Source organism: Magnetospirillum fulvum (assembly GCF_900108475.1).
Taxonomy (GTDB): domain Bacteria; phylum Pseudomonadota; class Alphaproteobacteria; order Rhodospirillales; family Magnetospirillaceae; genus Phaeospirillum; species Phaeospirillum fulvum_A.
The window spans coordinates 18,929-32,359 of the sequence record NZ_FNWO01000005.1; the positions used below are offsets into that span (position 1 = coordinate 18,929).

The 13,431-nt window shown below is 66.0% G+C and carries 14 protein-coding genes; 13 read left to right on the forward strand and 1 reads right to left on the reverse strand.

Going from position 1 to position 13,431, the window contains the following annotated elements; translation table 11 throughout:
* The first annotated feature begins 27 nt into the window (after positions 1-27).
* The 4 genes from BLW40_RS06925 to BLW40_RS06940 are packed head-to-tail and all read left to right on the forward strand — an operon-like array spanning position 28 to position 3,017.
* A complete protein-coding gene (locus tag BLW40_RS06925) occupies positions 28-981 on the forward strand; it encodes an acetyl-CoA carboxylase carboxyltransferase subunit alpha (RefSeq protein WP_074766906.1) in 954 nt (317 codons plus the stop codon).
* Positions 978-1,721, forward strand: coding sequence for a glycosyltransferase family 2 protein (locus tag BLW40_RS06930; RefSeq protein ID WP_074766908.1), 744 nt, complete (start codon positions 978-980; stop codon positions 1,719-1,721). The genes BLW40_RS06925 and BLW40_RS06930 overlap by 4 nt, the downstream gene beginning before the upstream one ends.
* On the forward strand, positions 1,718-2,461 hold the full coding sequence (locus BLW40_RS06935; RefSeq protein WP_074766910.1) for a TVP38/TMEM64 family protein: 744 nt from the start codon (positions 1,718-1,720) through the stop codon (positions 2,459-2,461). Before BLW40_RS06930 ends, BLW40_RS06935 begins: the two co-directional genes overlap by 4 nt.
* Positions 2,439-3,017, forward strand: a complete 579-nt coding sequence (locus BLW40_RS06940; protein ID WP_074766911.1) for a BON domain-containing protein — start codon at positions 2,439-2,441, stop codon at positions 3,015-3,017. The genes BLW40_RS06935 and BLW40_RS06940 overlap by 23 nt, the downstream gene beginning before the upstream one ends.
* A 110-nt stretch (positions 3,018-3,127) precedes the next feature.
* On the opposite strand, the gene BLW40_RS06945 is transcribed toward BLW40_RS06940, so the two are convergent.
* Positions 3,128-5,932, reverse strand: coding sequence for a ribonuclease E/G (locus BLW40_RS06945; RefSeq protein ID WP_074766913.1), 2,805 nt, complete (start codon positions 5,930-5,932; stop codon positions 3,128-3,130).
* A 149-nt stretch (positions 5,933-6,081) separates the two neighbouring features.
* Here BLW40_RS06945 and BLW40_RS17620 point away from each other — a divergent pair, with 149 nt between their 5' ends.
* The 9 genes from BLW40_RS17620 (at position 6,082) to BLW40_RS06985 (ending at position 13,428) form a co-directional block, all read left to right on the forward strand.
* Entirely contained in the window at positions 6,082-6,246 is a 165-nt protein-coding gene (locus tag BLW40_RS17620) for a hypothetical protein (protein WP_170834544.1), read from the forward strand.
* A gap of 183 nt (positions 6,247-6,429) precedes the next feature.
* Positions 6,430-8,088, forward strand: coding sequence for an N-acetylmuramoyl-L-alanine amidase family protein (locus tag BLW40_RS06950; protein ID WP_074766915.1), 1,659 nt, complete (start codon positions 6,430-6,432; stop codon positions 8,086-8,088).
* 155 nt (positions 8,089-8,243) lie between these two features.
* Entirely contained in the window at positions 8,244-9,626 is a 1,383-nt protein-coding gene (nifE, locus tag BLW40_RS06955) for a nitrogenase iron-molybdenum cofactor biosynthesis protein NifE (RefSeq protein ID WP_074766917.1), read from the forward strand.
* 12 nt (positions 9,627-9,638) lie between these two features.
* A complete protein-coding gene (nifN, locus tag BLW40_RS06960; protein WP_074766920.1) occupies positions 9,639-10,997 on the forward strand; it encodes a nitrogenase iron-molybdenum cofactor biosynthesis protein NifN in 1,359 nt (452 codons plus the stop codon).
* A 52-nt stretch (positions 10,998-11,049) separates the two neighbouring features.
* A complete protein-coding gene (nifX, locus tag BLW40_RS06965) occupies positions 11,050-11,469 on the forward strand; it encodes a nitrogen fixation protein NifX (RefSeq protein WP_139305529.1) in 420 nt (139 codons plus the stop codon).
* 19 nt (positions 11,470-11,488) lie between these two features.
* Positions 11,489-11,938, forward strand: a complete 450-nt coding sequence (locus tag BLW40_RS06970; RefSeq protein ID WP_074766924.1) for a NifX-associated nitrogen fixation protein — start codon at positions 11,489-11,491, stop codon at positions 11,936-11,938.
* 43 nt (positions 11,939-11,981) lie between these two features.
* Positions 11,982-12,281: a ferredoxin III, nif-specific gene (gene fdxB / locus BLW40_RS06975; RefSeq protein WP_074766927.1), complete on the forward strand. Its 300-nt coding sequence runs from the start codon at positions 11,982-11,984 to the stop codon at positions 12,279-12,281.
* A gap of 83 nt (positions 12,282-12,364) precedes the next feature.
* Positions 12,365-12,958 (forward strand): nitrogen fixation protein NifQ, encoded by a 594-nt coding sequence (locus BLW40_RS06980; protein WP_074766929.1) that lies wholly within the window; start codon positions 12,365-12,367, stop codon positions 12,956-12,958.
* Between the two features lie 143 nt (positions 12,959-13,101).
* Positions 13,102-13,428: a HesB/IscA family protein gene (locus BLW40_RS06985; protein WP_074766931.1), complete on the forward strand. Its 327-nt coding sequence runs from the start codon at positions 13,102-13,104 to the stop codon at positions 13,426-13,428.
* Positions 13,429-13,431 lie beyond the last annotated feature (3 nt).

Sequence of the window (13,431 nt, forward strand, 5' to 3'; positions counted from 1 at the left end):
ACGCGGGTGCTTGTATGACATCGTCCCATGCATATTCTCGAATTCGAAAAGCCCGTCGCCGAGCTCGAGGGCAAAATTGAGGAGCTGCGACACCTTTCCGACAGCGGTGAAGTCAACATCGCCGAGGAGGTAGGCAAGCTCCAGGCCAAGGTCGATAAGCTGCTGCGGACGACCTACGCCAAGCTCACGCCCTGGCAAAAGACGCAGGTGGCGCGCCACCCACAGCGTCCGCACGCCCTTGCTTACATCCAAGCCCTGATCGAGGACTTCACGCCTCTGGCTGGCGACCGTCTGTTCGCCGAGGATCAGGCCATTGTCGGCGGGTTGGGACGCTTTCGCGGCCGCTCGGTCGTCGTGATCGGCCATGAAAAGGGCCACGACACCGACGGGCGCATTCGTCACAATTTCGGCATGGCGAAGCCCGAGGGCTATCGCAAGGCCCGCCGCCTGATGGAACTGGCCGACCACTTCCAGATTCCGGTAATCACCCTGGTTGACACCGCCGGTGCCTATCCGGGCGTCGATGCCGAGGCGCGCGGTCAGGCCGAGGCGATCGCCCGGTCGATTGATGCCGGTCTCAATCTGCGGGTGCCGTTCGTTTCGACCATCATCGGCGAAGGCGGATCGGGCGGGGCGATCGCTCTTGCCACCGCCAACACCGTGCTGATGCTCGAACATTCGGTCTATTCGGTGATCAGCCCCGAAGGCTGCGCCTCGATCCTGTGGCGCTCGGGCGAAAACGCCAAGGACGCCGCCGAGCAATTGCGCCTGACCGCTCAGGATTTGCTGAAGCTCGGCGTGATTGATGCCGAGATTCCCGAACCGCTGGGCGGTGCCCATCGCGACGTCCCGCTGGTGGTCCAGACCCTGGGCAATGCCCTGGAAAAGGCGCTGGCCGACCTGTCGGGCATCGAAGGCGGCGTGCTGCGGGCGCGGCGGCGGGACAAGTTCCTGGAGATGGGGAAGGTGGGGCTGTCGTGACGGAGACCCTGGCGCCAGAACTCTCGGTTGTGGTGCCGGTCCGCAACGAGGCCGACAACATCCTTCCCCTGCTGCGGGAAATCCACGTCGCCCTCAAGACCCGGGTGCCGTTCGAGGTCATCTATGTCGATGACGGCTCGACCGATACCACGCCCGAGGTGCTGATCCAGGCGCGCAAGCTGTATTCCCGGCTGGTGGTGCTGCGGCACAAAACCGCCTGCGGCCAAAGCCGCGCGGTCGCCACCGGGGTTCGTGCCGCCCGTGCGCCGCTGATCGCGACGCTCGACGGCGACGGGCAGAACGATCCGGCCGACCTGCCCGCGATGCTGGAACGCTGGCGCGCCGCGCCCGAGACGGTTCGGCCCCGGCTGATGATCACCGGATGGCGGGCCGACCGCCGCGACGATCCGGTGCGCCGTCTGTCCTCGACCGTCGCCAATCGGGTCCGCGCCGCGCTGCTGGGCGACGGAGTGCCGGATTCCGGCAGCGGGATCAAGCTGCTGCCGCGCGATCTGTTCATCGAACTGCCCTATTTCGACCACATGCACCGCTTCATGGCGGCCCTGGTGATGCGGACCGGCGGCACTATCGAGACGGTGCGGGTCAATCACCGCCCGCGCGAACGCGGCGTGTCGAAATACGGGGTGTGGGACCGGCTGTGGGTCGGCATTGTCGATCTGCTCGGGGTGATGTGGCTGATCCGTCGGTCGCGGGTTCCGGTGGTCGAGAAGCCCGAGTGATCCCTTCCCGTCCGCCCGGATTTCACCTCCGGGTTCTGCTGCGCGGGCTGGTGCTGATCGTCACCCTGGTCGCAGTAGGATTCCTGATCGAGGGGTTTGGCTTTCGCGACGCCCTCGATACCGGCTGGATCGATGCCCAGATTCGCGGCAAGGGTCTCAGCGGTGACGCCCTCTTCGTGATGGTCGGTGCGCTGTTCATCGGTATCGGCCTGCCGCGTCAGGCGGTGTGCTTCCTGGGCGGCTATGCCTTCGGCTTCATCGAGGGCGTGCTGTGGTCCAGCTTGGCCTCGGTGCTGGGCTGTATCTGCGCCTTCTATTACGCCCGCTTCCTTGGCCGCTCGCTGGTCGTCACCCGCTTTCCCGACCGGATCGCCCGGCTTGACGCCTTTCTCGAAGGCAACACCTTCTCGATGTCCCTGCTGCTGCGGCTGCTGCCGATCGGCAGCAACCTGCTGGCCAACCTTGCCGCCGGAGTGTCGGGGGTCCGGGCGGTACCGTTCTTCCTTGGCTCGGCTTTGGGCTATCTGCCCCAGACCTTTGTCTTTGTCCTGCTCGGCAGCGGCATCCAGGTCGATCCGGTCTTCCGCATCGGCACCAGCGTGATATTGTTTATTGCATCGGGGGTGTTGGGAGTCTGGCTGTATCGGCGCTATCGCCATGGCCGCCGCCTTGACGCCGCGACCGAAGCGGCTTTGGACGAAGGGGACGGGCTGGACGATGTGGCGACGCGGTCCGGTTGATCTTGTTCTGGCCCTGGCCCTGATTCTGCCCGCCGGGTGCGCCCCGTTCGGGGGCGGCCCCGGTCCGGGTGTCTCGACCCCGACCCAGGGACAGGCGATCACCGCGCGTCCGGGCGACGATGCCCTGGCTGCCGCCGTGCGGTCAAAACTGGCCGACACCGACCGCGATTCGTTTCAAGGCGTCTCGGTCCTGGTGTGGAACGGCACTGCGCTGCTGACCGGAGCGGTGATCCGGCCCGAACAGCGCCGCCGCGCCGAACAGACCGTTCGCGCCGTTGCTGGGATCGTCGATGTTCATGACGAAGTGCAATTGGCCGAGAAATCGGTGCTGGGCGGCTTTGCCCCCGATCCCGGACGCGAAGCGGCGATCCTGGCTCAAATCTCGACTCACCCGACCCTGACCGGCAGCTTTACCCTGCGGATGGTCCATGGCGTGGTCTATCTGTTGGGAACCGCCGCCACCCGCGCCCAAGCCGAGACCGCCGCCGACGTGATCCGCGAGGTCGAGGGAGTCAAATGGGTGGTCGATCTCGTCACCGTCGCCGACGGCGGCTAAATCCGCGCCCCTGCCCCCCTGACGATTTCAGGACGTGATCTATCGTCTGCGGCGATGGAGCGCCCCTCCGCCGCCGAAAGCACGGCAGACGGAGGGGGCGATCGCATCACTCAGGGAACCAGACGGTTCCACCAGCCGCGACGGGGCGGATTGACCGGCAACGGTGCCGCAGCCTCTTCGGCGGCCGCAACCGGGGCCGGAACCTGAACCGGAACCGCCTCGACAACCGGTGCGGGAGCGGGAGCCGGAGCAACCTCGATCACCTGGACCGGAACCGGCTCGACTTCGACCACCGGAGCCGGAGCGGGCGCGGTTTCGAACAGCGGCGCAGACGCCACCTCGGCCTCGACCGCCGCCTTCTTGCGGGGGGCGCGGCGACGCTTCGGCTTTTCCGCCGCCGCGTCCTCGGCGACCAGAGCAGGAGCGGCCTCGGCTTCGGCCGTCACCTTCTTGCGGGGCGCACGGCGACGCTTGGGCTTTTCCTCCGCCACATCTTCGGCGACCGGCGCAGGCTCGGACGGAGCGACAACGGCCAACTCGACCAGGGCCGGTTCGGCCTCCGGAGCGGCGACCGTCTCGATGATGGGAGCGGCTTCGGTCACGATCTCGACCGGAGCATCCGCCACCGGAACGTCCGACACCTCTTCAACGACCGGAGCGGACTCGCCTGTCGCGGCGGCAACGGGTTCGTCGCCCGCCTCGCCCTCGACACCGTCCGGCCCCATATCCTCGCGCCGACGCCGACGCCGACCGCCACGACGGCCACGCCGACGCTTGCGCGGCTGGTCGCCATCGCCCGCCTCAAGACGGTTGCTGTCCTCGTCGCCTTCGCCGTCGGCTTCGTCGCCCTCGGCATCTCCCTCGGAATCATCCTCGGCGGACTCGTCGTCCACGGCAACGACGGCCTGTCCCGGCACGGCTTCGGCGGCCAGTCCGTCCTGCGGCGCATCGCCGGGCTTGCGCTTGTTGCGGCGGCGACGACGGCGGCGCTTGGCCCCGTTGGCATCGGTGTCGCCGTCCTCGGTCCGGGCTTCGGCCCCCGCAGCGGCGACCTCCTTCTCGGTCTCGTCGTCCTCGTCCTCGCCCTCGCCCTCGGAATCGTCGATTTCGTCTTCGACGACGTCCTCGGCTTCCTCGGCCGAGATACGCGCGGCCATGTTGTCGTCCATCGTGACGACCGAGCGGGCCGGTTCGTCGGGGCGGAACTCGGCCTTGACCCGATCCATTCGGAAGGCGGGCGGGATCAGGGTATCGTCACCCGACAGCAGCACGGTGAATTCGTAGCGCGCCTCGATCAGGGCCAGGGCGTCGCGCTTCTGGTTGAGGATGTAGAGCGCGATCGGAGTCGGCACGTACATCGTCACTTCGGAGGAACGGCGACGGATGCCCTCTTCCTCGATCGCGCGCAGCACATGGACCGCCGCCGATTCGACCGAACGGACCAGACCGGTCCCGCCGCAATGACGGCAGGGGGTGAAGGTGGTTTCCTGCAAGGACGGGCGCAGCCGCTGGCGCGACAGTTCAAGCAGACCGAACGCGCTGATCTTGCCGACCTGGATGCGGGCGCGGTCGTTCTTCAACGCTTCCTTGACCCGGCGTTCGACCGCATGGTTGTTGCGGCTTTCTTCCATGTCGATGAAGTCGATCACGATCAGACCGGCGAGATCGCGCAGGCGCAACTGGCGCGCCACTTCGTCGGCGGCCTCCAGGTTGGTCTTGACCGCCGTCTCTTCGATATGGCGCTCGCGGGTGGCGCGGCCGGAATTGACGTCAATCGCGACCAACGCCTCGGTCTGCGCAATGACGATATAGCCGCCCGACTTCAACTGGACCACCGGGCTGTGCATCGCATCGAGCTGGGTTTCCACCTGATAGCGGTGGAACAGCGGCATGATCGGGTCTTTGTAGGGCTGGACTTTCTTGGCGTGGCTGGGAGTCAGCATCCGCATATAGTCCTTGGCGAGGCGGTAGCCCTCGTCGCCGTCAACCAGAACCTCGTCGATATCGCGGGAATACAGATCGCGGATCGAGCGCTTGATCAGGCTGGCTTCTTCATAGACCAAAGCAGGCGCGGTCGAGCGCAGGGTCAGTTCCCGCACGCTTTCCCACATCCGGATCAGATATTCGTAATCGCGGCGGATCTCGGTCTTCGACCGCTCGGACCCGGCGGTGCGGATAATCACCGCCATGCCGTCCGGCACGTCGATCTCGTTGGCGATCGCCTTCAGCCGCCGCCGATCGGTGGCGCTGACGATCTTACGCGACACCCCGCCGCCCCGCGCGGTGTTCGGCATCAAGACGCAATAGCGGCCAGCCAGCGACAGATAGGTGGTCAGAGCCGCGCCCTTATTGCCGCGCTCTTCCTTCACCACCTGCACCAGCATGATCTGGCGGCGCTTGATGACTTCCTGAATCTTGTAGTTACGCAGCAGCTTGGCGCGACGGCGTTCGGACTCGGCGTCGTCGTCGCCGCCGACGGTTTCGACCGTCTGGTGGCGCTCGCCCTCGGCCCCGTCGCCGCCATTCCCGTCGCCGCCTTCGGCCGCGCCGGTCTCGCCGGTTTCACTGCCCTCGGCCCCGTCGCCCTGGGGCGCCTCGTCGCGGTCGGCGGCGGTTTCCCGCATCACTTCGGCGCGCTGGGCCGCAATCAGAGCCTGACGGTCGGCAACCGGGATCTGGAAGTAATCCGGGTGGATTTCGCTGAAGGCCAGGAAGCCGTGGCGGTTACCGCCATATTCGACGAACGCCGCCTGAAGCGACGGCTCGACGCGGACGACCTTGGCGAGGTAGATATTCCCCTTCAGCTGCCGTTTGGTGGAGGTTTCGACATCAAGCTCGTCGAGGCGAGTCCCATTCACCACGACGACCCGGGTCTCCTCCGGATGCGTCGCATCGATCAACATACGTTTGACCATTAAATCCATAACTCCGTGGCGCCGCTCGCGACGCATGGCGCGCGAGCAAGCGGCTGTCTGATCCGGCGAAGCCGGGGCGCCGCATGGGCGCGCGATCGGTCGTATTGCCGGCAAGACCTGCGACGGTGTCCACGATCTGGGGATGTGGGATGAGCGACATGGTCGGCGGCAACCTGATCTCGGGCGTCACGCCCGGCTTCGAATTCGAAAACGGCAACGCAGGCCGAAATAAGCGTCTCGCCGGGGTCGCGTCTGCCGCGAAAAGGCGCTACGCCACACCGCCCGCGAACGGACGAACGGACATTGCGTGCTGATGACGCTTCAAAATAGCGGTAGTAGCCGCGTTCGACAACGATCTTATTGGTCCCTGGCCCGCCTTGATTGCCCGCCAAGGCGAAGTGCCTTCCAAATCAAAGACTTTTGAATTGAGCTTCAGCCGATGTCTGCGGTATAGCTGATCACGGTTTCCCTGATTTTTCGGCCACTGACGGGTCGGCATGGTTCGACGACATATTGCCACACTGCCGATGCTGGCCCTGGCGACAGCGTTTCTGCTGCCGCTTGACGCCGCTGTTTGCCCGCACGCCGCCCTGGCCGCGTCGGCGTCGGGGGCGCGGTTGGGCCAGCCGAGCGACGGCGTCACCCGCTTTGTCGCCGACCTGTCCGAGAAGGTGACGTTCAAGGTTACCGCCCAAACCTTCCCGCATCAGATCGTGATCGAGGTGGCGGGACTGAACTGGCAGGGGCCGCCGGTCCTCAGCCATCCGGTCGGCGCGGTCAACGGTGTTCATGCCGGTGACAGCCGCATCGTCCTCGATCTGCGACGCCCCGCGACGCTGAAAAACAGCTTTCTGATCGCGCCGCGCGACGGACTGGGCTGGCGGCTGGTGGTCGATCTCGACGAGAACACGGCCGCCACCCCGCCAAAGTCTCCGCAGGCCGCTCCCCCCGTCGCCAAACCGGCCGTCGCGGCCGCTCTGCCCCGCCCCGCCCCGCCGCCGCCCAAGCCCGTCATGGCCGAGCCGCAGGCCGCCCCGTCCGATCCCCAGGTGCAGCACAGTCCGGGCCGGATCGTGCTGACCAGCCCCAACGCGATGCCCTCGGAGGCGGTCGCCGCCCCCGCCCCGCCGCCTCCGCCCGCGCCGCCGCCCGAAGAGCGCAAGATCGTTGCCGCCGCGGCACCGACACCTGCGCCTGCGCCTGCGCCCGCAACAGCGGCCCCCGTCCCCGTCCCGGTCGAACGGCCCAGCCCGGTCGAGCGCCCGGCCCGCAGCGGCAATCTGCTCTCGGTCCCGATGCCGCCGCCGCCGGAACGGCCCGCGCCGCCGCCCGCGCCCAGCCGGGCCGACCCGGTCCGGGCCGAACCAGCCAAGGCAGAGGCCCCGCGTCCCGAAATCCAGCCCGCCGCGCTGTCGCCCTCGACCAGCGAGGATGCGGTGTCGCGCCCCCGCGACGGCGGGTTGCCAGTCATCGTGATCGACCCCGGCCATGGTGGCGTCGATCCCGGCGCGATCGGCGTCTCTGGCGTCTATGAAAAGCACATCACTCTGGCGATGGCCCGCGAGTTGAAGACCGCGCTGGAGAAAAGCGGACGCTACCGCGTTCACTTGACCCGCGACCGCGACATCTTCATCCGCCTGCGCGACCGGGTGGCAATCGCCCGGCAATACAATCCCGATTTGTTCATCTCGCTCCATGCCGACGCGGTGCAGAACCCGTCGATCCGTGGCCTGTCGATCTATACCCTGTCGCAGAACGCCTCGGATAACGAAGCCCAGGCGCTGGCGGAAAAGGAAAACAAGGCCGATCTGATCGCCGGAGTCGATCTCAGCCACGAAACCGCCGACGTCGCCGGAATCCTGATCGACCTCGCCCAGCGCGAGACGATGAACCGCTCGGCCGGGTTCGCCTCGGAAATGGTCGATGAGGTCGGGCAGGAATTCGACCTACTCGACAACACCCATCGCTTCGCTGGCTTTGCCGTGCTGAAAGCCCCCGATCTGCCGTCGGTGCTGGTCGAAATGGGCTACCTCTCGAACGATTACGAGGAAAAGCAGTTGCGCCAGCCGCCCTACCGCGCCCGGCTGGCCAAGTCGATCGCCCGCGCCATCGATCGCTATTTCCCCTCGTCGCAAAAGGCGGCCCGGCGGCCGTAACCTCCCCCGTTTCCGTGCCTCATTTTCCGACAATCGCCTGTCGCAGACACGACATTGTCGCGCCATTGGTGCGGAGTCGCTAGCATTTCCGCCATTCCCGCACTTGGCGCGGGGCTTGCATCAACAGGTCCGTACCCAACGGGAGGCCTGCCCAGATGCTCAAGCGAAAAATCCAGGAGCTGATGACCGAACCGGGCTGCGCCGTCAACACGGCGAAGTCGGCGGGCGAGCGCAAGAAGGGATGCGGCAAGAAGCTGGTGCCGGGTGCCGCCGCCGGTGGCTGCGCCTTCGACGGGGCCAAGATCGCGTTGCAGCCGATCACCGATGTCGTTCATCTGGTCCACGGCCCGATCGCCTGCGAAGGCAATTCGTGGGACAGCCGCAACGCTTGGAGCACCGGACCGACGCTGTATCGGCTGGGCTTCACCACCGACATGAACAATCTCGACATCATCCATGGTGGCGAGAAGAAGCTGTACAAGGCGATCCGCCGGGCGATTGCCCGCCACTCCCCCCCTGCCGTGTTCGTCTATCAAACCTGCGTCGGCGCCCTGATCGGCGACGATGTCGAGGCGGTGTGCAAGGCCGCGACCGAGCGGATGGGCGTTCCGGTGATCCCGATCAATGCCCCGGGCTTCGTCGGCTCGAAGAATCTGGGCAACCGCCTGGGCGGCGAAGCGCTGTTCGACCACGTCATCGGCACGATCGAGCCCGACGATGTCGGCCCCACCGACATCAACATCCTGGGCGAATACAATGTCTGCGGCGAGTTGGACCAGTTCCGCCCGTTGCTGGCCCGGCTGGGCATCCGGCTGCGCGCCTCGATCACCGGCGATGCCCGCTTCGCCGACGTCGCCGCCTGTCACACCGCCCGCGTCAACATGGTGCTCTGTAGCCAGGCGCTGGTGACGCTGGCGCGCAAGATGAAGGAAACTTACGGCATCCCCTATTTCGAGGGATCGTTCTACGGCATCTCGGACACCTCGGACGCGCTGCGCGCCATCGCCGGATTGCTGGTCGAACGCGGCGCCGACCCCACCTTGATCGAGCGGACCGAAGCCCTGATCGCCGAGCAGGAAGCGTTGGCCTGGGCGCGGATTGAACCGTTCAAGGCCCGGCTGAAGGGCAAGCGGGTGCTGCTCTATACCGGCGGCGTCAAAAGCTGGTCGGTGATCCAGGCCTTGCAGGAAGTGGGGATGGAGGTGGTCGGCTCGTCGGTCCGCAAGGCCACTCCGTCCGACCGCGAAAAGGCGCTGGCCCGCCTGGGCGGCGACGAGGAAAAGCTGGCCGACGCGATCCCACCCCGCGAAATGTACAAGATGTTCACCGAGGGTCGCGCCGACATGATGCTGTCGGGCGGACGCTCGCAATTCATCGCCCTTAAGGCGCGGACACCCTGGATCGACATCAACCAGGAACGTCATCACGGCTATGCCGCCTATGACGGCATGGTCGCCCTGGTCCGCCAGATCGACCTGTCGATCAACAACCCAATCTGGAATTTGGTCCGGGCCCCCGCGCCCTGGGACCCGCAATAGGAGGCGGCCGCGATGGCTCTGATCGTTGATCACAACAAGCCCTTGTCCACCTGCCCGCTGAAGGTCAGCGCGCCGTTGGGTGCCGCCCTAGCCTTCATGGGGATGAAGGGCTGCCTGCCGATGTTCCACGGCAGCCAAGGCTGCACCGCCTTCGCCCTGGTGATGATGGTCCGCCATTTCCGCGAGGCGATCCCGCTCCAGACCACCGCGATGAACGAGATCAGCACCATCCTGGGCGGGATGGATCAGGTCGAAGAAGGGCTGCTCAACATCGCCAACCGCGCCAAGCCCGAGATCATCGGCCTGATCTCGACCGCCCTGACCGAGACGCGGGGCGAGGACATGTCGGGCGAATTGAAGCAGATTCGCGCCCGCAACAAGGAACTGAACGACATCGCCGTCGTCGATGTCAGCGCCCCCGATTTCGCTGGCTCGCTGGAAACCGGCTGGGGCAAGGCGGTCGCGGCGATCATCCGCGCCCTGGCGGTTCCGACGGGGGGCTTGGCCAAGCTGCATCAGGTCAATCTGCTCCCCGGCTGTCACATGACCCCCGGCGACATCGAAGCGGTGAAGGACATCATCGCCGATTTCGGCCTCGACGTGATCGTGCTGCCCGATCTGTCGGACTCGCTCGACGGTCATGTCGCCGACGCCTATGTCCCCACCACGCTGGGGGGAACCCCGGTGTCCCAGGTGCGCGAGATGGGGCGCTCGAAGCTGACGATCGCGATCGGCGAGCACATGCGGGTGTCGGCCCGGACCCTTCAGGAGAAGACCGGGGTGCCGTTCGTGCTGCTTGACCGCATCACCGGACTGGAAGCGGTCGATCGTCTGATGGTCAGCCTGTCGACGGTGGCCGAGGTGCCGGTTCCGGCCCGCCAGCGCCGCGCCCGATCGCAACTGGTCGATGCGATGCTGGATGGACATTTCTATTTCGGCGGCCGCTCGATCGCGATCGCCGCCGAACCGGCGCTGCTGTGGAGCATGGGCAAGTTGGTGACCGACATGGGGGCGACGATCGCCGCCGCCGTCACCACCCAGGCGGTGCCGCTGTTGGGCGAGCTTGCCGCCGAGCGGGTCATCGTCGGCGATTTCGAGGATCTGGAGGACCAGATTCTCGAAGCGGGCGGCTGCGACCTGATCATCGCCAATTCCAACGGACGGCAGGCGGCGTCGCGGCTATCGACACCGCTGTACCGCGCCGGATTCCCGGTGTTCGACCGGTTGGGCCCCGCCCACGAAGTCAACGCGGGCTATCGCGGCACCCGGGATCTCATCACCCGGTTGGGCAACATCCTGATGGAGTGCCCCAACCACGGCCCTATCTCCGCGGAGCACATCCATGGCCACACGGCGGCTGCGGCTGGTTGACCCGGCCGACTCCCTGTCCGGTGACGGGCCGAGACGAACTAAAGGAGGTCACATGAGAATCGCCATCGCCACCCAGGATCGCCAGCGGGTGGACGCCCACTTCGCCAGCGCCCGCACCTTCCTGTTCTACGATGTCGGCCCCGACGAACACACCTTCGTCGAGGCGGTGCAGTTCGATCTGGTCAGTTCCGAGGACGGCGCCCATCCCGAAGACGGCGAGGACCGGCTGGGAGCGAAGATTTCGGCGCTGAACGGCTCGGCTCTGCTGTTCTGCCGCGCCATCGGCGGCCCGGCGGCGGCCCGCGTCGTCCGCGCCAACGTCCATCCGATCAAGCTGCCCGAAGACGAGCCGATCCCCCAGGTGATCGAGCGGGTCCGCACCATGCTGAAGGGCAACCCGCCGCCGTGGCTGCGCAAGCTGCTGAAGGATCCCGAGGAAGGGGCCGAGCGTTTCGTCGATGACGAAGATTAACCCAAGAAGAGAGTGACCCATGGCCGAGCCCGCTTACACCGACCCGTTCCTCAAATCGCTGTTGATGTTGATCCGCGCCCATGACGGCAGCGGGGCCTGGGAGACGATGCCGGACGAGGCGATTCTCGCCCCCTTTATCGTCACCAAGGAACAGCGCCGCGAAATCCCGATGATCGGCGATCCCGATCCCGACATTTTGTGGCGGGTCGAGCTTTATTACGCTGCGATCGGGTTGGCGATCGAACAGCGCAGCGGCCACAGTGCCGCCCCGATCATGAAGATTCACCACGAAGGCTGGGGGCGGATGCTGCTGACCGCCGGACGGCTGGTGGTGGTCAATTCCTACCTGCGCGATCTGCACCGCTTCGGCTTTGACTCGGTCGAGGCGATGTCGGCCAAGGCCGCCAAGATCATCGACGACGCGGTGGCGGTGATCGAACGCTTCCCCGATGTCGCCAGCGCGACCTGAAATCCCCCCAATCTCTAGACTCAGAAAACAAGGAGAGGTTCCTATGTCGTTCCGCCAGTTTTCCAGCCGCGACGGCTCGCCCTGGATTCCGAAATACCTGACCGAGATCAGCACCGACCTGTGCATCGGCTGCGGCCGCTGTTTCAAGGTCTGTTCCCACGCCGTGATGAAGCTGATGGGCGTCAACGAGGACGGCGACATGTGCGACCCGTTCGACGACGATGACGGCGAAGTCGTCCGCAAGGTGATGACGCTGGAACAGGCCGGCAAGTGCGTCGGCTGTGGATCGTGCGAGCAGGTCTGTGGCACCAAGGCTCAGAAGCACGAACCGCTTCCGGCCTGACGCCGACCTGGGGGCCGGGAGGTGGAAGAGACCTCTCTTCCGCGCTCCCTGCCACGGGCGGATTTTTTGGTGGGAGAAAACGGATGGCCGATACCCTGTATGCCCGGTTGATGGATGGGCCGGGGGGCGGCGATCCGTTTGACCGCCACCTGTTCGCGTGTGCGATCCGCACCGTATTGAGCGACGGCTCGGCTCCGCTGGCGCGGGGATTGGGCTTGTCGTCGGAATCGCTGGCGGCGCTGATCGGCCGCCATTTCCCCGACGCCCCCGGCCTGCTGGCCGGTTTGTCGGTTGAAATCCACGACGATCTGCCGCTGTCGCCCGAAGAGCCCGATCTGCGCGCCCTGATCCTGGAAAACCGCCGGGGCGCGCTGGTCGAAGAGGAATGGCTGGCCCATATCCTCGCCCGCCGCTCGCTGGGGGCCAACCATCTGTGGCAGGATCTCGGCCTGACCGGACGCGCCGACCTGTCGGCGTTGATGCGGCGCCACTTCCCCGCTTTGGCCGACCTCAACAGCCGCGACATGAAGTGGAAGAAGTTCCTCTATCGCGAGCTGTGCCAGCGCGAGGGGATCATGATCTGCAAATCGCCCAATTGCGATGTCTGCGTCGATTACAGCCTCTGCTTCGGAGCCGAGGAGGGACGCCCGCTGGCGGACGGAACCGCCCTGTCGTAAACGCGACAGGATGGTCGCAACACGTAGCATCCCGGCCAGACCTTCCGCCGTAAAATTCCAGTCTTTCCGCCCTTTTAAATATTGGCACACGCCTTGCTTATTCCTCCGTCATGGGGCTTTCCCAGCCTGAGGAGGAGACCGTCATGTTGAGCCTGACCGACAAGGCCGTCGAGGTGATCCGCGAGGTTTGCCAGGGCGAGTATACCGGACTGCGGATTCTGGTCCGTAAGGGGTGTTCGGGACTGACCTACAGCATGGGGCTGGAGGAACAGGCCGCCGAAGACGACGAAGTGATCGATGTCGAGGACGTCAAAGTGTTCGTCGATCCCGGCTCGGCGATGTGGCTGGTTGGCGCGACGATGGATTACGTCGCCGAATCCGCGATGGGCTCGGGCTTCGTCTTCGACAATCCCAACGCGGTACCGCCACCGCCGCCCGGCTGCTCCTGCTCTTCTGGCACCTGCGGCTGAGGG